Raw genomic sequence first — 25,126 nt, forward strand, 5'->3', positions numbered from 1 at the left:
GTTTGTTAAATTTACTCAGTTCATCACATGATACCTAGTTCTTGTCTGGCGTAATTTAAACAGGCAATCTGATTGGCTTCTTCAAGAGCGAGCTGCTGATGAAAAGATGAGCCCGTAGTTCTAACTAGCGGCTTGGGACTGTAGTTGGCTCGGATAATTTTTAGACTTTTTGCTAAATCTTTCCCAGATTTATGACCGAAAGTGGTCCAGTATTCGTCTGTAAGAAATGGTATTGGCAGTGGGTCTCTTGTCATCATTTCAAGGTTGAATTTTACATTGGGGTTATGCTTTCTTATGGTCATAACCATTCTATTTAAATCTAGGAAGCCTTGACCAAAAGGTACCTCTGAAAGCAAAAAACCATCTTTATACGCCTCTATACCCATATCCTTGAAATGTGTGGTCATGGTATATGGAGCTAGTTTTTCAACGACCTCATAAGGGTCTTCCAGGAAAGATAAATTGTTTCCAGTATCTAAATTGCATCCTAGATATTCACTGTCATAATCTTTTAGAATTTTCACCAATTCGTCGGCCGTCCAATCTTTATGGTTTTCAATAGCCAACTTCATTTTATGTTTTCTCATAATAGGCTCAGCAAGCCTGATAGATTTGGCTGACGCTTTCTTGAAGTCGGCCCATTCTTCCTCGGTTTTAAAATTGACATATCTTCTTCCGCTGAGGCATGCCACCCTAACGATTTCTATCCCTGCTTCCTTGGCTGAGACGACATTATGCTCAAACTCGGCCAAGTCTTGATCTGTTTTAGGCATTCGGATTTGACCTTCAAGCCACATTCCAGAGGATTCTTTCAAATCTCTAATTTCTTTGGTGTAAGCACCATCCCATTTGTCAACACCAATCTGCCCGCCTCCGGCACCTAGTTCGTGTAGGTGTTTGGCCATGGGCAAAGCCCCATTCCACGAGGGGTGTGCCGTGCTACCGCCATCACGGAAACGAAGGAAATAAGATGCCACCGAAATGCCAACTAAATTTGGAGCAACGTTAAACGAGCTCAAAGAAGGTAATGCCGAAGCGGTAGCCAACAACGCGGAGCTTTTTATGAAAGCCCTTCTGCTGAGGCCTATTTTTGGGTTTATCATGGGTATTATTTCAATAGTTTAATTTTCCGATTCCTTGTTGGTCATTCTTTCTATCAGCTCTTCTGCGGTCCAAGGCACCACTTTACCTTGTGTTTTTAACCTGAGCATACCTATATCTCTTACAGAAATGGCTTCAGAATTATGACCCCATTCATTACGGATATAGGTCATGACATCGGCCACCTCTTGGTTTGAAAGGCTAGAATGTGAGGGCATTACAGGTAGAATGTCTGGCACATCGTAGGTCTTTCCTTTCACGGTAATAGCCCCTTCTATGCCGTAAAGCAAAATCAGAGCTAATTTTTCGGATTCTTGCGTTACCCATTCTGAGCCTACCAGTGGTGGAGCAAATCTTTTTAAACCTGCACCATCAGTACCGTGGCATCCAGTACAATAATTTAAAAATAATCTCCTTCCGGCCACAAACTGTTTCATACCTGCAGCATCTAGCTTAGTTCCTTCTACCGCTTTGGTTTTTAAGACTTGTTTTCCTGGCCAGCTAAAACCTTTTTGAAGATTTTGTATTTCTCTGGAACCTTCATTGTTTACAAATAAGGTAGGTTTCGTTTTTAAGGCGACAGGTTCCTTTTCGGAGGTGGCCACCTGTAAGGAAGCCCCAATTAATAAACTGTTTTTCTGCCAGCCTTGAGCATGGCTTATCAATGCTATAAAATCTGTAGACTCTTCAGAGTCTCTTCTTTTAATTAAAATGCCGGCCAACTGCTCTACAAACATTTCTTTGTAATCAGATATTTCTTTCCACTTTTTATTTTTAAGAATGTGAGTCACCATTTTCAATTCTCTATTGCCCAAACTGGAAAGAGCGGCATCTGTAAGGAGTAAATCAGAACCTTTTTCTGAAATGATTTGACTTACCGTCTCAATGGCAAAATCTTCTTGCAAAGCAGAAGAAGATAATAAAATTTGTAGGTCAGAGATGTCGTTAGCCCCAATGTTCTTTTTGATAGATTTCTGGATTTTCGGAACCAAGCTTTTATTGCTTTCAGAAAGCGACTCTAAGAGACGTAATGCATTCGCCTGAATTCTTGGGTCTTTGTCATTAAGTAGATGCAGACAGATATTTGGGTCTAATATATTTAGACCCTCTAAAATCCACAGGGCAGAAATTCTGGCGGTTGAGGTTCCGTGCAGTGCTATTTCTTCTAGTTTATTTTTGGCATCCTTTCTATTTTGTTGGAGGAGTAACCTTTGACTGGTATCTCTATACCAAGAGATTGGATGTTCTAAATTTTCGGCCAACTGTATACTGTTTTGAGTACTCAAGTCTATAGAAGCGGCGGGTCTAAAACCATCAGGTGTTATTTTCCATATCCTACCTAAATGGATGTATTGATCTAGACCTCTTTCTAAGGTTTGTTCTCTAAGGTATTCCGTCATATAGGCCTTATGTTGACTAATACCTCTATACATATCTACCAAATAAATGGCACCGTCTGGGCCAGATTTTATATGAACAGGTCTGAAACGTTCGTCTGTGGAAGCAAGAAACTCTTTGCCTTCATAGGCATTTGTCGCCACTAAATAATTGCCGTTTTCGTTGACAATATTTCTTTTTACAAGATTGCCCGCAGGCTCGCATACTAATACATTGCCATAAAAGTCTTCTGAATAATAAGGCTTATCTCGGCTCACAAAAGGAGAACAGGCGGAAGTGAATTCGGTTAATTTGCCATCTTCGTTTAGAACACCAGGTATATATCCTCTGTTGACGGCAGGGGTAGGGCCAATAGGGAAAACCGCCCTTTCTACAGACAAAACTTGGTCTGTTCCTGTCGAGCTTTCGTGATAGGGGTTTCTATTAAGGTAATTTGGTGGCACCAGATCGGCGTGCAGTTGAGACCAGTTGTAATTATAATAAAGTCTTCCAAAATCATCTTTATTAATGCCCCATTGCCCTCTAAACTCCGTTTCTTCTTTAATCCAAGTGTTTTCTGTTCTCTTATATCTATACTTGGATTTGGCATTATAAAGCCAGTTGTCCAATCCCAGTAGAAGTCCATTGGCTGAATGCTCGGGTAAACCACCGCCTCCATACGTACTGTCTACCAATGTTCTTTTATCTCCTTTACCATCTCCGTTTGTATCTTCATAAAACCAAAGCGGAATGTTTTCTGCAATTAAGACACCATCCTGATAAAAGAATAGTGCCCTTGGCAATATCAATCCGTCGGCGTAGGTTGTTCTTTTGTCAAACTGCCCATCAGCGTTGGTATCTTCCAAATAGGAAACCCTTCCAATAGGCTCTTCTTCACCTTTACCATCAATGTCTGGCATATAAGATCTCATTTCTATGACCCACATTCTTCCTTTTTCATCAAAGTCGATATAAACGGGATCTTCTACTAGTGGTTCAGAAACGGATAGCTCAATGTTAAATCCTTCTGCTAATTGGAGCGACTTTAACTCATTTCCGGGAGACAGTGGTAGTGAATTCTCCTTAGAGCTGATCATGCCCAATAGCAAAGAACAACACAGCGAGAGCTGTAAAATACTTAATTTCATAGGGTTGAATAATATCTAGCTTAAAGTTCATTACCAATGTAATAGTTGTCTTTGAGCTTTTCCACAGAAATTGTTATAAATGTCCGAATTCAAATAATTTTTTGGACAAAATGGGGTAATGGGTAGATTTATTAACATTTTTGTTCTAATTTCATTGAGATTTTAGCAAAGATTTGCATGAAGTTGTGCTCGCTAAACCGTCTAGCTTACTTAAAAGATTTTTAATGAAATTCGCCTTTTAGGATTTCAAAAACTACCCTTCTAATTAGATTAGATGGGTAGTTTTTTTTACTGGGTATTTTTAAAAGTGTGTGAATATCTTTTAAACTATCGTAGCTCAAAAAGATTAGTACAGATCCCCTTAGTTAAAATATTTTAGTTTATTTAGCTTCAAATTGCTCGCCATAAATTACGTTTTTATACGAATGAGTTTATTTTATGGATACATAATGTTTTATGGGTGGTGTGGCTGCTCATTGTCTGTATAAATGAAATTTAATATTTATTATTTCATAACAATCTGAGTTAGCCATGGACTATTTTATGCAACCACTGTATTGTTTTCAAATAAGCCTCTCCTCCTAGATATGGTGGTTTTAATTCCGTTCGACATAATAACCGAGGTGATTTTATTTTCTATTTCGGTTTTTATGATATGTTTTGGATTTAGCAAATATGCCCGATTAACTCGAATGAAACTTTTCAATTCTGCCGCTTCCTCATGCTTCTTAAGGTTATAGGCAGATACATGTTTAGTGCCATTATCTAGAAAAAATACGGTGTAGTTTGCATCTGCTTTTAGAAAGATAATTTTTGATTTTTCTTCAGTTACGTTGTTCATGACTTTATATATTTTGGATTAATAATTGGTTGTTGGAAGTAAGGTTTTCTTGGCTACTTCAAATTATAAGTTTCACTAAATAGGCCTAAAGTAATAGTGAGCTGTGGTGTGTTTTGTTCATATGATTTTCTTTTAAACCTATGCCTTCAATTGAAAAAGAGGTAGTTTGATGAGGTACATAGACCAGTTTCTGTTGGATTAAATAATTTATTTTCCTGAAAATATTTAGAAATAAACCTTCGAAGGTTTTATTCGATTGTTGCAATAAACTTTCCAAAAAATGTAAAAAAGTATAAACCAAGGAGCACTATATACATATGTATCTATTGTCGGGATATATGAAATATGCCCTGTCTAGTGCTTTTACGAAATGTGGTATTTTGGGTAATATTTGTGACTTTTTAAAGAGAAGTTGCGAGGGCTTTCCCCACTTATTCTAGGGAACAGTCCTTTTAAAGCGGTAGCTTTTAGTTCATTAAGTTTATAAAAGGATGCATCCGGCGGTTGCCATGGTAATGTTTTTCTTTAACGTCAATAAAAAAGGCTGCTCCATTATTTTGGAACAGCCCTTTTGTTAAGATAACCCAAGAGCAAATCGATGACTGATTTTAATCCGCTGGTACCAAGTTCGGAGTTAAGTATTTCTGATAAGTGTTTACACTGATTTCTGCTTTGAGTTCATGCAGCAGGTTGTACAACCCGAAAAGTGTTCTATTAATATAAAGAAAATGTTTACTGCCGCGGTTGCCGTTCATTTTTCTGAGTTCGGTGCTTCTGGCGTATTTTTCGCCTAATTCTGCCAAATTTTTGAAATACGCTTCATCCGAAAAGTCAAATGAATCTTCTTTTAAAGGTCGGCTAAAGAATTCTAAAAGGGTATAAAATAGCTCGGAGAAAAAAGCCTTTTCTTCTTCACTATCATCTTCCCTAAATATTTCTAGGTCTTTTAATCCTTGCTCAAAAACGGTTTTGTTTTCTAAATTCCCCTTCTCAAATAGATGGAAGTATGGTGCATAGAATTCCTCCGGAATAACTTTCATACAGCCGAAGTCAATGGCTATAAGCTCATGTTCTGCAGAGATAAGGAAATTGCCAGGATGAGGGTCGGCATGTACTTTTTTCAAAGCATGAATCTGGAACATATAAAAATCCCAAAGAGCCTGACCGAGTTTGTTAGAGATATCTTGATTATCTGTTTTAAATTCAGAAAGGTGCACGCCATCCATCCAGTCCATGGTCAGAATTCTATCCGTAGATAAATCTGAATAATATTTTGGAAAACGTAAGTTGGAAATGCCTGAACAAGCCTCAGAAACTTCTTTACTCTGAGTTATTTCTAGCAAATAATCTGTTTCTTCTTTGAGTTTGGTTTCTACTTCTTTAAAATACTTCTCGGAGTCGGAGCCCTGAAGGTTAAACATCCTCGTAGCTATGGGTTTAACCAAAGCTAAGTCGGAGCTTATACTATCAGCCACACCCGGATATTGAATTTTGACAGCCAGCCTTTTTCCGTCTTTCACTGCTTTATGCACTTGTCCAATACTGGCGGCATTCACTGAATTTTCAGAGAATTGGTCAAAAATCTCATTGGGGGACTTCCCGAAATACTTTATAAAAGTCTTTCTCACCAAAGGAGCGGAGAGGGGAGGCACAGAAAATTGAGAAAGGGAGAATTTTTCTACGTAGGCATTTGGCAGCAAATTTTTCTCCATGCTCAGCATTTGAGCTGCTTTAAGAGCACTTCCTTTTAGGTTCTTCAGTCCGTCGTAAATATCTTCAGCATTAGATTCATTAAGCTTTTCTTTATCCAAATCTGGATTAATAAGCTTTTCTCCGTAATATTTTAAATAGTTTCCGCCCACTTTTGCCCCGGTTTTTAGGAGTTTGGCGGCCCTATTTATCTTTCCAGTGGGAATGCTATCAATGGTGTTCATTGTATTAAGCGGCTACTTCTTTAAAGAGAAATTTTCCAAGGTCTAAAATAGAATTGATAGGTGTATTATCCACCAAATCAAAAGTGGCTGTTAAGGCCTTTTCTATAAAAATGTCTGTTTTTTCAAAACCAGCGGACTCGTCTTTTATCCAAAAAGCCATAATAAGAAGTAACTGCAGCCATGCTCCTTCTTCAAAAGTGATAGCCTTTACCTTTTGAACATTTTTCACTTCAGAAGAAATATGCTCTGCAAAAATCTCATTCGTAAAATGTTTAAATTCTTTTCTAAGGCTCGTTAATTGGTCCAGCTTCTTTAAGTCACTTAAACTAGCAGGAAGTTCTTGTAAAATGTAACTTCTATTAGCCGTTAGTATTTCAAAAAAAGTATAATAAAAACTCAATAGCTTTTCTTTTGGACCATAAGTGGCGTAAGCTGCCTCTTTTTCCAGCATGCTTATAGTATGCTTAAAAAAAGCAGAGAATACGCTTTTAGCTAGCACATTAAGCGAGGAATATTGCTGATAAAATTCAGTTTCGGTGAGCTTATTTTCTTTACAAAATTTATAAACATTAGCTGGAGGAGCACCATGCTCTAATGTCCAGTTCATGTATAAGTCGATGATAGAACTTTTTGTTTTTGCCATGATTTCTGAGGTTTATTAAAAAACAGTTACCGTCTTATTTTAGTTTAACAAAAGTCAACTTTATTTAAACAAACTATTTGATAAGTTCAAAAGGTAAAATCTGGTTACTTAAAAGTTCACCAAAAAGCTCCCATCTTTTCTTAGGGTTTTTAGAAGTCCCTCCTTTCTTTTCTATATAATTCTTAACCAAGTCCTTACCATAGTTGTAGTTGATAACATAACTACGGTATTTCTTAGTGAACGCTATTCTTTGTTTTGCTTTTTCAGGACTGTAAAAGCCATATTTTATTAAATAGTCTATGCCTTCTTGGTCTGTCATAGTACCATTTAGAACACCTCTGGCCACTTCGTTTCCTGCATAATTTAATTCGCCAACCAATTCTAAAGCAGCGAAATAGTTACTAATTCCAGTGGTGTCTAAGCCAGCTAATGGTAAAAGAACCTCTTTTGCAAATTTTACTTTATCGTTTCCAGGAAATGCTACGTCAATACCATAATTGGCAGAGCCTTCGGCAATGAGTGACTGTGGACTAAAAAGCGGATAAATGCTGGTTTCAATCAAACCTTGCTTGTTATATAGGTTTTCTTCTAAAAGCATATTGAAAACATGATGCCCTGGATATGACTCATGGCTTCCTACATCAATCACCCGTTCAATAGAAATAGGGAAGTCGGTATTGATCTGAATCAAAGAGGTGAAATTACCTTGATACCAATTATACCCACTCCAAGCTTTGTCAGTTACAAATTCTAAGCTAAAGTTTTCATTTTTCGGAATGGGATAATGTTGGTGCGTTCTACTTCTAGCTTCGGCAATGGCCGTTTTCATAACCGTATCCAGTTTTTCAACAGGAATGACAAAACGGGAAGCTAAACTTTGGAATCTATCTTGTAAGCTGCCAGAACCTTCTAAAAATGCATCAAGCTTTTTAATAGATTGGTCGAAATGGGCAGTATCATAATGTGGAGCTTCTACACCAAAAAGAGCCATAGATTCAATATCAAAATCGGAAGTTTCTCCGCCCACAATTTTCACACGTTCAGCATAAGCGTTTAATTGTGCACTGATATAATTGGCTCTTTTAATATTGGTGCTGTCCTTTTCTAAATTCAAGTAAGCTTTGAAGTCATTTTGAAGCGATGAAATCTTTAAAAGAAATTCGTCTTTTGGGAAAACCTCGTACACTTCGGGTTCAGGCTTCAGACTATCTGGCCCGTAATAAGCATCTACAAAATCTGAGTCTTGCTGGCCTATCTCCAAACCTAGTTTTACATATTCTGTGGCTAGTTTATCCAGTTCTGGTTTGGTGTTTTTTTGGGTTTGGCAGGCGGCTAGAAGCAGTAAGAGGGGTAGGAACTTTTTCATGTTCATTGTAAATTCGTAAACTATTTAAATTCCATTGTTATTCGCAAATTGTATTAACTCCGAAATATTATTTATGCCTAATTTGAAGTAAATGTTTTTTCTGTGTGTTCTAATAGTCTGGCTACTTAGAAACAATAGCTCTGCAATCTCATTAGACGAACGACCAGTTTTCACGAGTTTTATAACCTCAACCTCTCTTGGGCTCAATGAAAAACGTTTAACGTAATAATCGTTTTGATGTAAATTGGGTATATCTATTTCTAACTTAGGATCATAATAAATGTTACCAGAAAGTACAGAATTTAAGCCAGTTATAAGCTCCTCTTTTGTAGAATCTTTAAGCAAATAGCCATCCACAGGTATTTCTTTAGCTAATTCTATAAATTTCATTTCACCATACATAGAAAGAAAAACTACTTTAACATGGTTAAAGTTTTGTCTTAAATCTTTAGCAATTTCGAAGCCATCGATTTTGGGTAAATTAATATCCAGAAGAATAAGATGTGGGCTTACTTTTATGACTTTAGAAATTACTTTTTGCCCCTCAAAGACTTGAGAGATTGAGTTAAAGTAGGGAGATAAAATAGCCTTTAAACCATCATTAAAAAGTTTGTGGTCATCGGCAATCAATATGTCATATTTCATAGAATATCAAAGGCATTGGCTGTATATGGAATTTCAAAAACATAATTATAGTTTCCGTCCTTAGCTGAGCTAATTATCCTAGCTTGGAGGTATTCTATTCTCGAATATATGTTATCCAAGCCAATTCCTGAAGTATTTTTAATTTTATTGGTTTTGATAGTAGAGTCCTCTATCGATAATTGAAGATGATCGTCATAATAAATCATTTGGATGGTAGCGGATTTTGCTGTGGAATGTTTGATGATATTATTAACAAGTTCGTTTACAATTCTATAAATATTAAGTTCACGCTCATTGGCCATTTTTCTTTCTTGACCAAAAACAATAAATAGAAGTTTTGTACCACCTTTCAATTGCAATCGAGCAATATTTTGAGCAATTGATTCTTTTAAACCCTGTTTTTCAAAGTCTTGAGGTTGTAGATTTCGAGAAATAGTTCTTAGGTCTTGAATTGATTTATCAATTAGACTTTTTACACTCGTGCTAACACTTTCATCATTTGCTTTTCCCTTTAAAGCGGATAAAGTTCCTCCCAAATCATCATGTATGTCTTGTGAGATTCTTTTTCGTTCATCCTCTTGTACTGAAATTATTTTATTTTGGGCTTCATTTAATTTTAAACTTAATGACGCCGATTTTTTAAAGTTAAAAAATTGCCAAATGATAATAGAAATTAAGAAAATGAAACTTTCGTATAAAACTGTGGTAAAGACCAGGCCGTACTCCACAAAATGCGAAAATAAGTTTGATTGCGGTGAAACCGTTCCAATAATTAAAATTAAAAGGCCAGAGAATGGGGGTAATTCTGCCAGGGCGAATGTAAGTGCAATAATTTTATTTTGACCATAATTTTTAAATATGGTATATAAAATAATGGGGAAAGCAAGAGTAAGGATTATGTAATTTGCATAATAAAGATATACAGACGTCCTGAAAATGAATATTAAAACACAGATTACCGTTGCGGTGATTAAGTAAGCACGAAGAATTGTCTTTGCTTTATTTACCGAAATAAATGAGTCAAAAAGCAGTAAAAGAAAGATTATATCTATACTGCAATAAAGAGAGGTATTGTAATGATTAAGCCATGATATTTTTAAGTATGTGTAATAGCCAAATATCCCTACTACAATTAATGTTTTGAAAAGTATATTTAGAAAAAAATAGATATACGTCTTCTGCCTAGTTAATATGAAAAATAAAAAGCTAAAAATGAGTAAGATGGATACTACTCCCACAAGAAAGAAAACTCGCGAGTTATACACTTTACTAAGTACAAAAAATGCCTGTGGAGAATGAATTAAAATATTCCCTCTGACGGCTCCTATTTCTTTATTGATAAGGATATAGACGTCATATGTTTTATTTGAGGTCAGCTTTAGTTTAATAGCGTTTTCAATACTGCCAAGTGGTTTTTCTGTTATAGTGGCATGTTTTCCGTTTATGCTTTCTTCAAATACTATGCTGTCTGATAAAATTTGGAATACCTGTATTCTATCAATCCCTGATACTTTTGATTCAATAATTAATTCTTTATCTGAATTAGAATCATTCTCAAGAGTAATATGTGTCCAATAATTATAATTGCCCACTCCTTGCCTCAAGCCATATTTACTTTTTAAAATAAAGGAATTCGAAAACTGTTTATCCATTATTTCATTTATAACTAAGTTTTTTGAGGAGTCTATAAATGTTTCATAAGACTTGATGTAATGCATTGTTTTAATACTAGAAACTAGAACGGTATCCATCTGACCAACTGCTTTAATTGGCAGTAGGAATAGGATTATCAGACAAAATGTAGCTAAGTTTTTGAAAAACCTCATTTGTATTTATCAACGCTAGCATCAAAAGTAACATGTTCTCAACTATTCAAAAATACCCCATTTGAGGTATTGTATGTGAGGTGGACTTCTGCCGAACTTTGTTATGCAGAGGAAGAATACTTTATCATTTAGATTTTTAGAGTAGGCTATGAAAAAAAGAAATTTATTTTAGAAGGTTTGCATAAAACTCGACTTAGAAACTTTGGTTCTTCTTGCGTAAAGGAGATTTAAGAGTCGCAAAGTCTACTCAAAATACATATATGACTGGAAACATAATACGGGAAAAACACCCTTTCATAATGGGTACTTAACCCATAGGATCAGCATTGTTAACGATAGAACTTTGATACACAATTAATAAATAAAGTACCATGAAAAGAAATAAATACCCCGAAGAAAGTGAAATTGTCTTCCTTAAAGGCGTCATGAATTACACTGAATTCCATCTTATAGATGGTAAAAAGCGAGTTTCAAGCACCACATTAAGAAAACACCATGAAGACCATTCTCATTTCTTAAGAGTGAGTAAGTCTCATGTGTTGAATCCAAAATTCATAAAACGTATAGACTGTAGCGGTAGTTGTATAGTGGTGGAACTGAAAACAGGAAATAAGGTGCAAGTAAGTAGAAGACGACAAGAAGTTCTGAATTCATATTTAGCTTAATAAAAATACCCTGACATGAAAAAAATATTTACAATTTCGATAATTTTCTTTGTGGCCCATTTTTCTTACGGCCAATGTAATACGGTTGATTTTCAGTCGCTAAAAGACTTTTATAACCTAACACTTACAGAAGATTGGTCTTATGGTTCACAAACTGGTACATGGGATATTATAAAGAATAATACCACACCGCCTGTAAACTGCACTTTTCAAGGGATTTATGGAATAACGAGTGAGACAATTGGCGGTGAAGAAAGAGTAACAGGTATATCTTTCCAGTATAACCGTTTTACAGGAGTCTTAGTTAGCTCTATAGGTAATCTAACTGAATTGAAAACTCTTATTCTAGCGGAGACTAAAACGGTATACCCTATTGCTTTTTTAAATGGATCACTTCCAGCCGAATTACTGAATTTGACTAAATTGACAAATATAAATTTGAGCAATAATGGATTGTCTGGAGTAGTGCCTGATTTTGGTTCATTGCCTTCATTAACTAGTTTAAATATATCGGGTAACTTTTTTCAATTTGGAGATTTAGAAACAAATTTCACCTCCAACCAAACGATATCTTCTTTTACATTTCACAGCCAAAGCTTCAAAGATAACTTTTGGAATGAAAGGGCTCAAATTGGAGGAAATGCTACACTTAATGCAAATGTGTCAGGAGCTAATAATCAGTATGTTTGGAAGAAAAACAGCTCTTTGATTAACGGAGAGACTAACGCGACTTTAATTATATCAAATGTTCAAGAAAGTCAATTTGCAGAAGATAAATATAAAGCCGTAGTAACTAGCAGCTCAATCCCTGGGTTAACAATGATAACTCCAGATATAATTATTCTAGAGGATGGAGTGAATTGTCATCCAGCAGATTTTGCAGCATTAAAGGATTTGTACAATTCGGCAGGAGGGACTTCATGGTTTAACAATTCGCCTACTTCTTGGAATGTTATAAAAGAAAATGCAACTCCCCCAGCAAACTGTACATTTTATGGAATTGTGTATTTAACAAGTGAAAAAAATGCAGGAGCTGAGCGTATTACTTCTTTTGTTCACGATGCATGGGGAATAAACGGGTCTATACCACCTTCAATTGGTAATATGGAGCATCTAGAAGTATTTCAAATTAAGAATACCAATTCCTTAAGATCTCCAAAAATAGCAGCTATTCCATCTGAAATTAATGGTCTTGCTAATTTAAAAAAACTGGTATTATTTGACTTGGAGATTGAAGGAGCGATTCCTTCCTTATCTGGATTAGTATCATTGGAAGAGCTGGACTTAAGTTATAACAAGCTTGAAGGAAGTATTCCTGTTTCACTTGGAACATTAGGCAACCTTAAAATAATCAATATTGGAAATAATCAATTGACAGGGACAATTCCTTCAAATTTTACTTCATTGAGTAGTCTTCAAACACTATCCATTTATGGAAACAACATATCTGGAACTGTCCCAGATTTATCAACCCTACCACTTTTGGAAAGTTTTTCAATTAGTCAAAACAAGTTTCAATTTGGAGATTTTGAAACAAAATTTGATGACTTTAATGCGGCATTCTCCTTTTACTATAATCCACAGAAAAAAGTAGGTCCAGATTCGTATTTAAGAACTAATATAGGTGGAAGTCTTACTTTTGAAGCTGTGGTTTCTGGAGACGAAAATACCTATCAATGGTATTTTGATGGAAGTCCTTTAGCAGGAGAAACTAATGTCACATTAGTGCTAAACAATATACAGCCATCTCAAATAGCTAAAAGTTATTTCTGTGAAATAAACAGCGATATTGTAACAGGTTTGACTCTACAAACAGGTGATTTTGTTCCCCTCAAAAATGGCGTAAACTGTTCCGCGACAGACTTTGCGGCTTTGAAAGCTTTTTATGATGCGGCTGAAGGGGAGAATTGGAGATACAATACGGGCTGGGAAATTATAACAGAAAACGCTACTCCTCCAGCCAATTGTACTTTTACTGGCATTTTTGGAACTGCCAAAGCCGAAGTAAATAATGAAGAACGAATAGTTTCTTTGAACTTACAAGGGAATAATGTAGGAGGTACACTCAGCTCTTCACTTGGCGACCTTTCAGAACTTACCATCCTACATATGGATGGAAATTACGTGGGAGCAACTGGTAATTACATCAGCGGAAGTATTCCTGGGTCATTAGGTGACTTAGTCCACCTAACATCTGTTAAACTTGCAAACCAGGGACTAAGTGGTTGTTTTGATTATAACCTTAAAAAACTCTGTGGACAATTGACAACAGCCCAGTTTTACAACTATCTATTAGACGCTAGTTGGGAAGACTTCTGTTCGTCTAATGCAGGTGTTTGTCCGGGCACTTTACCTCCATGTGCTGAAAGTACAGTTTTAGTTAGCATGGCCGATGATGTTTCATCAGGGCAAACAAACATAGATGTTAAAAATAGCACAGGTTTTATAGAAGCTTCAAATAAGATTACGGGAACTGCGAAATCTACTTTTTCGGCAGGGAGATACATTTATTTAAAACCTGGGTTTGTTGCCCATAGCGGAACTGTGTTCTTGGCTCAGAATGGTGGGTGCGATTAATTATTTAAAAACTACGAACATGAAAAAGTTTATCCTATTCTTTTTAGTATCTATCTATGCCCAAGCTCAAATTTCTGGGCTTGAAAGAAACGCCCTGATTGGTATTTATAATAATACGCAAGGTAGCTCTTGGACAAATAAAACAAATTGGGATACCAATGCTTCTGGTACATCGGATGTAAATACTTGGTATGGCATTACTACCCAGAGTATTTCTGGTGTAGAGTATGTTACAGAGATAGACTTGAGCAATAATAACCTAAATGGAACCTTGCCAGACTTGTCAGCATTCTTTCGATTAAGTTCTCTTAAGTTAAGCCAGAATCTATTGATAGGGAGCTTGGATATAAGTGCTTTAAATTATTTGAGTGAGGTTATACTAAATGATAATTCATTAATTTTTGTCAAATTAGGTTCAGCTGTTTCTTATGGCTCTTTTAATGCAAAGAATAACTCGAATTTGAGCTGCTTGGAAGTACCTACAGCCAGACTGGCTCATTTTTACAATCTAAGTCTAAACTATTTCGATTTAGGTTTAGTCATTTCTGATGATTGTTCTTCTTTGGCTGCTTTAAATGTAGGAGATAGAACTGCATTAAATGACTTATACACCTCGACCAATGGAGTGAGTTGGTCTCAGGCAACTTATGCGAACCTCGACTTATTAGTGAACCCTAATTCAAAAATGGGTCTTGCATATACCATTGTTGGAGGAGAAAGGAGGGTTTCTCAGATTAGTCTGCCTTCCATGAATCTCAATGGAAGTTTACCTGCAAGTATTTCGAATTTGACTGAATTAATGGAATTGGATTTGCATTATAATAGTATTTCTCAATTACCAACGCAAATTGGTGATTTAGACAAACTTGAAAAATTCGATATTTCCAACAACGGGAGCTTACAAACAATTCCTGCTGCTATTGGCGATTTGTCAAGTTTGAAAGAGTTTTATTTTAATTCCTGCGGCATTAATCTTATTCCCACAAGAATTGGAGATTTGACAAATCTGGAGAAACTGAATTTTGCTAATAATCAGATTACATTGATTCCTTCTACCATAGGTACCTTGGTAAATCTGACTGAGTTGTATGCGTCACCAAATCCTATTTCAAGTATTCCAACACAAATAGCCAATCTAATAAAGTTGGTTGTTTTAGACTTTTCAGGGAGTTTGATAACCAATACACCAAGCGGAATGGGTGGTTTGGTCGATTTAGAAAAACTGTATTTAAATAATAATCAAATTCAAATCATTTTCCCCGGATTGGGGAATCTGTTGAAGCTGAAAGAGCTCAGGTTACATCAAAATAGATTGGGCAGAAATGGAAATAACTTGCCTTCAGATTTAGGAAACTTAGTTCTTCTAACGGAATTAACCTTAAATGATAACGAACTGACCGTATTACCCAATACGCTACAAAACCTAGATTTACTAAAAGAATTACCTCTACAGAATAATAAATTAACAGAATTGCCTAGCTCTATCGGCGACCTAGCCATATTGGAGAAGCTAAATTTGTCAGCAAACGCTCTTTCGACTTTACCAACTAGCATAGGAGGTTTAAGTTCCTTAAAGGAGTTGAATTTGAGCCATAATCGTCTTGCTTCATTGCCTGATGAAATAGGAGATTTGGGAGCTTTGGAAACGTTAAATCTAGATTATCAGAGTTTTTATAATACCACGAGCAATGTCACAGAAAAGACCTTAACGTCATTACCAAGTACAATAGGTGACTTAACTGCTTTAAAAGTTTTTTCTGCATCAAGTAATGTAATTGAGGGCAATTTGATTTTGACTAATTTGACGGCTTTAAACCATTTAAACTTTTCCCATAATAAGATTTCTAACGTTAAATTGGGTATAGGTCCCTCTAATATTTATGGTTTAAGCAATTTTCGATTGGATAATAACCCTTACATTACTTGCGTAGAGGTGCCCACTTCAGAGGTGTCGAATTGGCAATCGAGTGGGCATGTTAATTATGTTGATAATGGTGTAGTTTTTAATGATAACTGTAGTGCCTATCGAGTTCCTCAGCTGGAGCGTGAAGCCCTAATAGCTTTTTACAATGCTACAGATGGTGGCACAAGCTGGACAGGAAACTTTTGGGATACAGACCCAAATTCACTCAGTAATGTAGGAGCCTGGGAAGGTGTGACCACAGAACTTGTTAATGGACAGAAACATGTAACTAAGATAGTCTTCTATGGTAAATATTTAAATGGCGTAATACCATCTGAAATTAAGGATTTAACAGAACTTACAGAGCTTTATTTAGGAGTTGGTTATTCCCCACATCCAAGAATTACGTCTGTAGCTTCACAAATTGGTCAATTAAGCAATCTGGTACGTTTGACAATAAATAATCAACATATATCTTCACTTCCTGATGAGATAGGAAATTTGGGCAGTCTTGAATATTTGGATTTAAGTCAAAATCGTTTAAATAGCTTACCTTCTAGCATTGGGGGATTAACAAATTTGAAAGAACTAAACCTAACTTCTCAGCACAATGGTACGGATTATAGTTTAACAAGCCTTCCGGCAAGCATTGGAGACTTAGCTTCGTTGGAGAGGCTTAATTTATATACTAATGCTCTTAGTACGTTACCATCAAGTATAGGAGGTTTAAGTTCCTTAAAGGAGTTGAATTTGAGCCATAATCGTCTTGCTTCATTGCCTGATGAAATAGGAGATTTGGGAGCTTTGGAAACGTTAAATCTAGATTATCAGAGTTTTTATAATACCACGAGCAATGTCACAGAAAAGACCTTAACGTCATTACCAAGTACAATAGGTGACTTAACTGCTTTAAAAGTTTTTTCTGCATCAAGTAATGTAATTGAGGGCAATTTGATTTTGACTAATTTGACGGCTTTAAACCATTTAAACTTTTCCCATAATAAGATTTCTAACGTTAAATTGGGTATAGGTCCCTCTAATATTTATGGTTTAAGCAATTTTCGATTGGATAATAACCCTTACATTACTTGCGTAGAGGTGCCCACTTCAGAGGTGTCGAATTGGCAATCGAGTGGGCATGTTAATTATGTTGATAATGGTGTAGTTTTTAATGATAACTGTAGTGCCTATCGAGTTCCTCAGCTGGAGCGTGAAGCCCTAATAGCTTTTTACAATGCTACAGATGGTGGCACAAGCTGGACAGGAAACTTTTGGGATACAGACCCAAATTCACTCAGTAATGTAGGAGCCTGGGAAGGTGTGACCACAGAACTTGTTAATGGACAGAAACATGTAACTAAGATAGTCTTCTATGGTAAATATTTAAATGGCGTAATACCATCTGAAATTAAGGATTTAACAGAACTTACAGAGCTTTATTTAGGAGTTGGTTATTCCCCACATCCAAGAATTACGTCTGTAGCTTCACAAATTGGTCAATTAAGCAATCTGGTACGTTTGACAATAAATAATCAACATATATCTTCACTTCCTGATGAGATAGGAAATTTGGGCAGTCTTGAATATTTGGATTTAAGTCAAAATCGTTTAAATAGCTTACCTTCTAGCATTGGGGGATTAACAAATTTGAAAGAACTAAACCTAACTTCTCAGCACAATGGTACGGATTATAGTTTAACAAGCCTTCCGGCAAGCATTGGAGACTTAGCTTCGTTGGAGAGGCTTAATTTATATACTAATGCTCTTAGTACGTTACCATCAAGTATAGGAGGTTTAAGTTCCTTAAAGGAGTTGAATTTGAGCCATAATCGTCTTGCTTCATTGCCTGATGAAATAGGAGATTTGGGAGCTTTGGAAACGTTAAATCTAGATTATCAGAGTTTTTATAATACCACGAGCAATGTCACAGAAAAGACCTTAACGTCATTACCAAGTACAATAGGTGACTTAACTGCTTTAAAAGTTTTTTCTGCATCAAGTAATGTAATTGAGGGCAATTTGATTTTGACTAATTTGACGGCTTTAAACCATTTAAACTTTTCCCATAATAAGATTTCTAACGTTAAATTGGGTATAGGTCCCTCTAATATTTATGGTTTAAGCAATTTTCGATTGGATAATAACCCTTACATTACTTGCGTAGAGGTGCCCACTTCAGAGGTGTCGAATTGGCAATCGAGTGGGCATGTTAATTATGTTGATAATGGTGTAGTTTTTAATGATAACTGTAGTGCCTATCGAGTTCCTCAGCTGGAGCGTGAAGCCCTAATAGCTTTTTACAATGCTACAGATGGTGGCACAAGCTGGACAGGAAACTTTTGGGATACAGACCCAAATTCACTCAGTAATGTAGGAGCCTGGGAAGGTGTGACCACAGAACTTGTTAATGGACAGAAACATGTAACTAAGATAGTCTTCTATGGTAAATATTTAAATGGCGTAATACCATCTGAAATTAAGGATTTAACAGAACTTACAGAGCTTTATTTAGGAGTTGGTTATTCCCCACATCCAAGAATTACGTCTGTAGCTTCACAAATTGGTCAATTAAGCAATCTGGTACGTTTGACAATAAATAATCAACATATATCTTCACTTCCTGATGAGATAGGAAATTTGGGCAGTCTTGAATATTTGGATTTAAGTCAAAATCGTTTAAATAGCTTACCTTCTAGCATTGGGGGATTAACAAATTTGAAAGAACTAAACCTAACTTCTCAGCACAATGGTACGGATTATAGTTTAACAAGCCTTCCGGCAAGCATTGGAGACTTAGCTTCGTTGGAGAGGCTTAATTTATATACTAATGCTCTTAGTACGTTACCATCAAGTATAGGAGGTTTAAGTTCCTTAAAGGAGTTGAATTTATACTATAATCGATTAACTTCTGTACCTGAGGAGCTAGGAGATTTAGAAGCTCTCACGAGTCTAAATCTGTCTTATAACTTTATTTCTGGTAATCTGGATTTAAGTAAGCTTGATATTATCAACTACTTACAGGTTAACTATAACAATATTTCCAACTTGAAAATTGGAGTAAGCCCTACCATTTTTACTGCTAATCATTACTTTTCTGCCAGACGTAATGCTTTAGGATGTATTGAAGTGCCAACATCAGAATTGGTTTCATGGCAACTTTCTGATTATTCTGAGGCTGGAGGGTATATTGATAATGGCGTGGTGTACAGCGATAATTGTGCTGGTGTTAGTGATAATAGTGTTCCAGATTCTGAGAGGCAAGCTCTAATCGCATTCTTTAACAGTACTTCAGGGAACTCTTGGCGAAATGATTTGTCAGGATATGATGGAGTACCGTGGTTGGTAGATGCCACAGACAAACCAAACGTAGGAGCATGGTATGGGGTTAAGACTTCTATTATTAATGGTCAAAAGCATGTGACCGATTTAAAGATAAATGGTAATTTACTGGTAGGCTCTATTCCTTCTGAAATTGAAGATTTAACTAAGTTAGAATCAGTAAGGCTAAATCAGAATGAAATTAACGAGATATCTCCTGAAGTTGGGAATTTGTCTAATCTGAAAATTCTGGAAATAAAAGGACAGCAAGGAGCAAGCGGCGGAGTGTTAAAATATCTTCCCGCAGAACTGAATAACTTAACCAACATTGTTCATATGGATATTAGTTCTAACGCCATATCAAACAAACTAGATTTTGAAAACCTTGTGAACCTAAAAAGTTTAAAAATTCAAAACAATCAAATTGCAGGGCTTAAATTAGGAATTGCACCATCTGCTTTTGATGGAGCCTATAATTACGAAGGGTTGGATTATTATGAGCGTTATTACAATTCACTAGATATAGGAAGTAATCAGCATTTATTCTGTGTGGCGGTTCCTTTAGCTCATGTTTCTTCTTGGCAATCTAGTTCGTATGCCAGCTCTTACTCAAATATAGCTTGGGGAGAGACAGACTGTAGCAATTATAATAGCATACCTCAGAGTGAGTTAGATGCTTTAATTGCTTTATTCAATAATACAGAAGGGGTTAATTGGGTGAATAAGACAAATTGGAATCCGTTAGGGACAAGAGAAACTGAAAATGTAAGTACTTGGTTTGGCATTACGACGGCCATCATAAATAATGGTAAACATGTAACGGACATACAACTTTCTAGTAATAATCTAGACGGGATTTTGCCTTCAAATTTAAATAGTTTACAGTTCCTTAAAAAAATCTATTTGTCTAGTAATAATCTAACCGGTACAGTTCCTAACTTTTCTTCTGTTAATGGTTTAGAGTTGTTTGACATTTCGAGTAATAGCTACCATTTTGGTGATTTTGAAAACCAGTTTGAACATTATGCTACGCTAACTTATCCATGGCAATACGGCAGTTACTATGGCAGTCAGAAGAAGACATCTGAAGAGTTGGTTTATACAATCCCCTTTAATGGCAGCAAGACTTTGAACGCTATTGTGAGAGGTACTGAGAATAGTTATCAGTGGTACTTTAATAATTCGCCCCTTACTGGCGAAACTAATACCGCTCTAGTTCTGTCCAATCTGAAACCCAATAAGTTTGGGGTCTATAAATGTCTAGTAACTAGCAACAAAGTCCCTTATTTGACTTTGGAAACTGGAGATTTTCTATTAAAAGAAAATCTTTCAACGAACCCCGACTATACTGCCTTAGTAGCCTTATATAACTCTACAAATGGTGATAATTGGAATAATAATACTAATTGGTTATCGGATAAGTCCTTTTACGAATGGTCTGGCATTGGGTTAAATTCTAATGGTAGGGTAAGTTCTATTTATTTGAGCTATAATAATTTATCGGGGAAACTACCAGCTCAACTTTCAGAGTTGGATGAACTTGAGACGCTTTATCTTAATAATAATGAACTCACAGGTTGTTATCCAGCTAGTTTAAAGAGTTTATGCAATCATCTAACATCGGTTTCTGTCGAATCTGGAAATACAGGAATGGTTGCTACATGGGCAGATTTCTGTGCATCGGATGCGGGTATATGTACTTGTACTCAAAACTTAGTTTTGCAAAGTACAGCTGATGATTATAACTCAGGTGTTGTGCTAAAAGAAGTCAGTAGTTCCAACGGAACAGTAACTGCAACAAATAAATTGACAGGAAATTCGAAGGTTACCATACGGGCGGGGAGCCATATTCTTCTCGGACCAGGTTTTAAAGCCGATAAAGGAACAGTATTCTTAGCTGAGAATGGAGGTTGTGAATAATTGTAAGTTTGAAGAATCTGGAAAATTCTTTTCAGGTTCTTCAAGCTTTTTTATACGAAAGAGCAAAGAAATTATTGAGAAGTAAACTAACAGTTTTAGAAGACCCTACAACCTCCAAATCCCCATTCCGCCATCGGGAGCTATCATTTGACCGGTGCAATACGGTATTTGACCTGTGGCCATAGCCGCTACTATTTTACCGATGTCTTCTGGCGTACCCATGCGTCTTTCTGGAATTACACCATCAGAAGCTAATTTTTCGTATTTCTCTTTTACTACGGTGGTCATATCTGTGGAGATAACACCGGGCTGTACTTCGTAAACAGGAATTCCAAATTCTGCCAGTTTAACAGCAAAAGAGCTGCTCATGATACTTAAACTGGCTTTTGCCATACAGTATTCCACTCTATTGGTTGATGCCGTTCTGGCTGAAATAGAAGTAATGTTTATCATACAGGCCTCAAAGTTTGGATTTTTTTCTTTGCCTGCAATCAGTTCTTTTACAGCCAACTGACTCATGAAAAAGGTGCCTTTTTGGACAATGTCCATCATGTAATCGAAATTTTCTTCATCTACTTCCAACATGTCTTTTCTGACTTTTGGAGCTACTCCTGCATTATTGACCAAAACATTCAATTGACCGTAATGGTCTTTAATTTTGCTCACAATACTCTGTCTGTCTTCCGCTTTAGAAATATCTCCTTGGCAATAGATTACGTCTTGACCGTAGGCTTTTAATTCATCTAAAATTTCACTTACGCCACTTTCATCTCTTACCCCGTTTATAGCAAGGCTATATCCTTTTTCGGCTAATGCTTTAGCTATTCCTAGGCCTATTCCTCGGCTTCCTCCTGTTATAAGTGCTACTTTCATTTTTATTGCTTTGAGCCTTTAGTTTTGAGCTGCGGGCTTTTTTTATCTAAAGTGATTAATGCTACAATGTGTAAATGTTTCAATGCTCAAATAGTTGTTTAATTCATCTATTGCATCAATTAATCCTTGGAGCATTGAATCATTATGGGAAGAACTACATTTTACTCCTAATCTCCTTCACTGTTTTAGCTTCTGGCATTGCTTTATAGTAGGAATCTAGCGGAAAGCAACCTGAAATAAGACCATTTCTTGGTCCAGTGGTACAGTCGGAGAATGTTCTACAGATTTTATTTCTTTTTACCACGTCGCCTTTGATAATATCTGCTGGCATTTCTGGGTAACTTAATACCATTCTACCAAAACCCACCATGTCGGCTTTTTTATCTTCTAATACGCTTTGGGCTACGTTTGGAAGCCATTCTTGTAAATAAGAATAGGCAGAACCAATAATCACCATTTCAGGGAATTGTTCCTTTATCTGTGCGGTCACACGTATTTGACGTGCGACACCTAAAAGTGGATCTTCAGGTGGCAAATAACCATCTGAAGGAGGGAAAATGGCTGGTCTAATGATATGTGGGTTATAATAAGGACTCCCGCCCGTCACGCAGATAAGTTCAATACCTAAGTCTTGGGCTAGTTTGATAAATTGAAAAGTCTCCTCTAAATCTTCTGAAAGACCATCTTCTGATCCACCAAAAGAGTATTTATAGCTTTTCTTATCATTGAAAGGCTCTCCAAAACCATCTTCATCTGCTTTAAATGGTATCCAGTCGAAGGCACTTAATCTGATGCCCATCTGTAGCCCCGGTGCTGCTTCTTTTATACCCGCTACAATATCTCTCAAGAAGCGAGTTCTGTTTTCCATACTTCCACCGTATTTGCCTGGTCGGTCGTAAGATGAAAGGAATTCATGTCCTAAATAGCCATGACAGTGTTTGATGTCCACAAAGTCAAAACCAGCTTTTTGAGCTAAAACAGCCGCTTTGATATAATCTTGAATAAGGCCGTCTATGTACTCGTCTGTAAGAATTGGGTAATCCTCACCTAATCCTTGTTTTTCATTTAATACAGGATGGTAGTAAAGAATTTTAGGCTCCATCTTGTGTTTGTCGTTGGGTTTGCAAAATCTCCCAGAATGGGTCAGCTGCAAGCCTACCATCAAGTCTGAGGTATTGCCAAACTCTGCACCATGCTCTTGATACAGCATGTCATGCAAGTCTTTGAAATCTTGAAAGTTGGCCTCGTTAATCATTAATTGATTAGGATTTGCTCTTCCTTCAGGATTTACAGCTACGGCCTCACATCCAAAAAGTAATTTGGCACCGCTTACCGCAAAGTTCTTCCACCTGCGTTTTGTGTGCTCACTTGGTTTTCCATCCGTAGTGCCATCCCATCCTTCCATAGGAAGAATGCAAAATCTGTTGCCTATTTCAGAGCCAGATTTTAGTTTTATTTTTTCTGCAAAAACAGAAGAATCTCCTGATTCTACTTCCGTAGAAAATGGTAGCTCCGCTCCAATCTCTTTTAAATGCTCCGTGAATTTTTCTGCTGTTTTTAGCTGAGCTATTTTTGGATATTTTGCTTTGTTCTTGTCACTCATTTGTTTCTAAATTCCTCCATACAGTTAAAAAATGCGTAATCTGGTTTACCTTGAATCATTTTGTCAATGTAAATAGCCAATTCTCTCATGTGATAATCTCCCCACATGCTAGATTCATGACAAGCTATGGTTTGGCCTTCAGGCACATTATCCCAGCCATTGGGTTCATGGTAAATACTGTGCAACAAGATACCCTGATGGCTTGATTCTTCAGAGATATAAGGGCTTCCTAAAAGTGCTCTTGAAGAAGTTAATCCTGCTTTTGTGTATTTCTCGTCGTTCAATATTTTACCTAATCTTAGTAAACCTTGTGCGGCAATGGCCGCTGCGGTACTATCAATAGGTTCAAAGGCATTATAAGGGTCAGAGTTCACCGCTTTATAGTCGCCAAGTTTATATAGATGTGGGGCTCCGGTGTCCCAATATGGAATACCATCTTTCGCCGTGTTTTCAATAAAGAAATCGCAAGTGGCTTTAGCCCCTTTTTCTAAAAGTGCTAAGAGTTCAGCTTTAGGATATGCTTCAGGAAATGATGCTTCAGGAATTTTCTGGAAGAATTCTAGTTCTTCTGCAAAACCACAGACAGCCCAAGCTAAACCTCTTGTCCAAGTGGTGAATCCACTAAAACCCTGTTGAGCATTTGGCGAACGGAAGTTTCCATCGTTGACATTAAAAATGCACTCATGAGCTGTTCTTCCCCAATCGTCATATTTGTCACGTCCTTCGCCGTAATACACATTGTATTTGGCGGTAGCCATAATATGCTTAATTCCTCTTTCTAAAAGGCTGATGATTTGATCGTTTTCGCCTTTAAACTGATGTCCCATAAAGTGACTCAGCATTAAAATCCTGACCGACCTTATAGTGTCCACAAAAAGCGAGTGTGGACCATTAAAAGAATAGATATAGCCGCCATCCTTGGTGTTTGTCCATCTGGCTCCTTGTACGGTTCCGCTAACTTTTAAGGCCATTTTATAATACTCAGCTTCCCACTCGTTATGAGGAATAAGCCCATCATTCATGAACCTTAATAGGTTTCCGTAGGTAGAGATATTATTAAAACCATGGTCATGCACACCTATATGCGTCAGGTGAGAGCCCATTTTGTTTACCGTATTGTCTTTTCCAATTTTTAGGAATTGTTCGTCTCCAGTGGCTTCAAACTGTAGAAGTGCCGAGCCATATTGAAACCCTTCTGTCCATTCTGTCCAACCTCTTGAAGAGTATTTGCCATTGATGGTGAAAACGGGTGCTCCATTGGAGCTGTCGTAATTCTTTTCAATATCAAGAATTTTTTTGCCGGATAAATTCCAGAAGCCGGCAAGTTTACTTTTTAAATCACCTGCACTTAAGTCAAAATCAATTTGCATTGATACGTTCTGTTTT

The 25,126-nt window shown here is 36.6% G+C and carries 14 protein-coding genes; 3 read left to right on the top strand and 11 right to left on the bottom strand.

Annotation, left to right across the window (positions count from 1 at the left end; genetic code table 11):
- Positions 1-23: 23 nt before the first annotated feature.
- The 8 genes from ACSBFT_RS02175 to ACSBFT_RS02210 form a co-directional block, all read right to left on the bottom strand.
- Positions 24-1,103: a sugar phosphate isomerase/epimerase family protein gene (locus tag ACSBFT_RS02175; protein WP_489603185.1), complete on the bottom strand. Its 1,080-nt coding sequence runs from the start codon at positions 1,101-1,103 to the stop codon at positions 24-26.
- An 18-nt stretch (positions 1,104-1,121) separates the two neighbouring features.
- Positions 1,122-3,626, bottom strand: coding sequence for a DUF7133 domain-containing protein (locus ACSBFT_RS02180; protein WP_489603186.1), 2,505 nt, complete (start codon positions 3,624-3,626; stop codon positions 1,122-1,124).
- A 541-nt stretch (positions 3,627-4,167) separates the two neighbouring features.
- Entirely contained in the window at positions 4,168-4,467 is a 300-nt protein-coding gene (locus ACSBFT_RS02185; RefSeq protein WP_489603187.1) for a LytTR family transcriptional regulator DNA-binding domain-containing protein, read from the bottom strand.
- A 608-nt stretch (positions 4,468-5,075) separates the two neighbouring features.
- Positions 5,076-6,401 (bottom strand): ABC1 kinase family protein, encoded by a 1,326-nt coding sequence (locus ACSBFT_RS02190; protein WP_489603189.1) that lies wholly within the window; start codon positions 6,399-6,401, stop codon positions 5,076-5,078.
- 4 nt (positions 6,402-6,405) lie between these two features.
- Complete coding sequence (locus ACSBFT_RS02195; RefSeq protein WP_463046021.1) at positions 6,406-7,044, bottom strand: TetR family transcriptional regulator C-terminal domain-containing protein; 639 nt, start codon at positions 7,042-7,044, stop codon at positions 6,406-6,408.
- A 73-nt stretch (positions 7,045-7,117) separates the two neighbouring features.
- Entirely contained in the window at positions 7,118-8,410 is a 1,293-nt protein-coding gene (locus tag ACSBFT_RS02200) for a hypothetical protein (protein WP_489603190.1), read from the bottom strand.
- 24 nt (positions 8,411-8,434) lie between these two features.
- Complete coding sequence (locus ACSBFT_RS02205) at positions 8,435-9,055, bottom strand: response regulator (protein ID WP_489603192.1); 621 nt, start codon at positions 9,053-9,055, stop codon at positions 8,435-8,437.
- Complete coding sequence (locus ACSBFT_RS02210) at positions 9,052-10,881, bottom strand: sensor histidine kinase (RefSeq protein WP_489603194.1); 1,830 nt, start codon at positions 10,879-10,881, stop codon at positions 9,052-9,054. Before ACSBFT_RS02210 ends, ACSBFT_RS02205 begins: the two co-directional genes overlap by 4 nt.
- Before the next feature lie 371 nt (positions 10,882-11,252).
- On the opposite strand from ACSBFT_RS02210, the gene ACSBFT_RS02215 reads away from it, so the two are divergent.
- Genes ACSBFT_RS02215 through ACSBFT_RS02225 form a run of 3 tightly spaced genes read left to right on the top strand, consistent with a single transcriptional unit; the run spans position 11,253 to position 21,264 of the window.
- Positions 11,253-11,546, top strand: coding sequence for a LytTR family transcriptional regulator DNA-binding domain-containing protein (locus ACSBFT_RS02215; RefSeq protein WP_489603196.1), 294 nt, complete (start codon positions 11,253-11,255; stop codon positions 11,544-11,546).
- Positions 11,547-11,561: 15 nt separating this feature from the next.
- Positions 11,562-14,123, top strand: a complete 2,562-nt coding sequence (locus ACSBFT_RS02220) for a leucine-rich repeat domain-containing protein (RefSeq protein WP_489603198.1) — start codon at positions 11,562-11,564, stop codon at positions 14,121-14,123.
- Positions 14,124-14,142: 19 nt separating this feature from the next.
- Positions 14,143-21,264 (top strand): leucine-rich repeat domain-containing protein, encoded by a 7,122-nt coding sequence (locus tag ACSBFT_RS02225; RefSeq protein ID WP_489603199.1) that lies wholly within the window; start codon positions 14,143-14,145, stop codon positions 21,262-21,264.
- A gap of 105 nt (positions 21,265-21,369) precedes the next feature.
- Here the strand turns inward: ACSBFT_RS02225 and ACSBFT_RS02230 are convergent, their stop codons facing one another.
- The 3 genes from ACSBFT_RS02230 to ACSBFT_RS02240 all read right to left on the bottom strand — a co-directional run bounded on the left by ACSBFT_RS02230 (position 21,370) and on the right by ACSBFT_RS02240 (position 25,110).
- Positions 21,370-22,137 carry a 3-ketoacyl-ACP reductase gene (locus tag ACSBFT_RS02230; protein ID WP_489603201.1) on the bottom strand — a complete coding sequence of 256 codons (768 nt, stop codon included), beginning with the start codon at positions 22,135-22,137 and terminating at the stop codon, positions 21,370-21,372.
- Between the two features lie 154 nt (positions 22,138-22,291).
- Positions 22,292-23,740 carry an oxidoreductase gene (locus tag ACSBFT_RS02235; protein WP_489603203.1) on the bottom strand — a complete coding sequence of 483 codons (1,449 nt, stop codon included), beginning with the start codon at positions 23,738-23,740 and terminating at the stop codon, positions 22,292-22,294.
- Positions 23,737-25,110, bottom strand: a complete 1,374-nt coding sequence (locus tag ACSBFT_RS02240; RefSeq protein WP_489603204.1) for a glycosyl hydrolase — start codon at positions 25,108-25,110, stop codon at positions 23,737-23,739. The genes ACSBFT_RS02235 and ACSBFT_RS02240 overlap by 4 nt, the downstream gene beginning before the upstream one ends.
- Positions 25,111-25,126: the final 16 nt, after the last annotated feature.

This window comes from Arcticibacterium sp. SM2516, assembly GCF_057914865.1.

What these genes read in the sequence shown, in the direction of transcription:
- ACSBFT_RS02175 (WP_489603185.1), bottom strand. Translation starts at nt 1,103, where the DNA reads ATGATAAACCCAAAAATAGGCCTCAGCAGAAGGGCTTTCATAAAAAGC.
- ACSBFT_RS02180 (WP_489603186.1), bottom strand. Translation starts at nt 3,626, where the DNA reads ATGAAATTAAGTATTTTACAGCTCTCGCTGTGTTGTTCTTTGCTATTG.
- ACSBFT_RS02185 (WP_489603187.1), bottom strand. Translation starts at nt 4,467, where the DNA reads ATGAACAACGTAACTGAAGAAAAATCAAAAATTATCTTTCTAAAAGCA.
- ACSBFT_RS02190 (WP_489603189.1), bottom strand. Translation starts at nt 6,401, where the DNA reads ATGAACACCATTGATAGCATTCCCACTGGAAAGATAAATAGGGCCGCC.
- ACSBFT_RS02195 (WP_463046021.1), bottom strand. Translation starts at nt 7,044, where the DNA reads ATGGCAAAAACAAAAAGTTCTATCATCGACTTATACATGAACTGGACA.
- ACSBFT_RS02200 (WP_489603190.1), bottom strand. Translation starts at nt 8,410, where the DNA reads ATGAAAAAGTTCCTACCCCTCTTACTGCTTCTAGCCGCCTGCCAAACC.
- ACSBFT_RS02205 (WP_489603192.1), bottom strand. Translation starts at nt 9,055, where the DNA reads ATGAAATATGACATATTGATTGCCGATGACCACAAACTTTTTAATGAT.
- ACSBFT_RS02210 (WP_489603194.1), bottom strand. Translation starts at nt 10,881, where the DNA reads ATGAGGTTTTTCAAAAACTTAGCTACATTTTGTCTGATAATCCTATTC.
- ACSBFT_RS02215 (WP_489603196.1), top strand. Translation starts at nt 11,253, where the DNA reads ATGAAAAGAAATAAATACCCCGAAGAAAGTGAAATTGTCTTCCTTAAA.
- ACSBFT_RS02220 (WP_489603198.1), top strand. Translation starts at nt 11,562, where the DNA reads ATGAAAAAAATATTTACAATTTCGATAATTTTCTTTGTGGCCCATTTT.
- ACSBFT_RS02225 (WP_489603199.1), top strand. Translation starts at nt 14,143, where the DNA reads ATGAAAAAGTTTATCCTATTCTTTTTAGTATCTATCTATGCCCAAGCT.
- ACSBFT_RS02230 (WP_489603201.1), bottom strand. Translation starts at nt 22,137, where the DNA reads ATGAAAGTAGCACTTATAACAGGAGGAAGCCGAGGAATAGGCCTAGGA.
- ACSBFT_RS02235 (WP_489603203.1), bottom strand. Translation starts at nt 23,740, where the DNA reads ATGAGTGACAAGAACAAAGCAAAATATCCAAAAATAGCTCAGCTAAAA.
- ACSBFT_RS02240 (WP_489603204.1), bottom strand. Translation starts at nt 25,110, where the DNA reads ATGCAAATTGATTTTGACTTAAGTGCAGGTGATTTAAAAAGTAAACTT.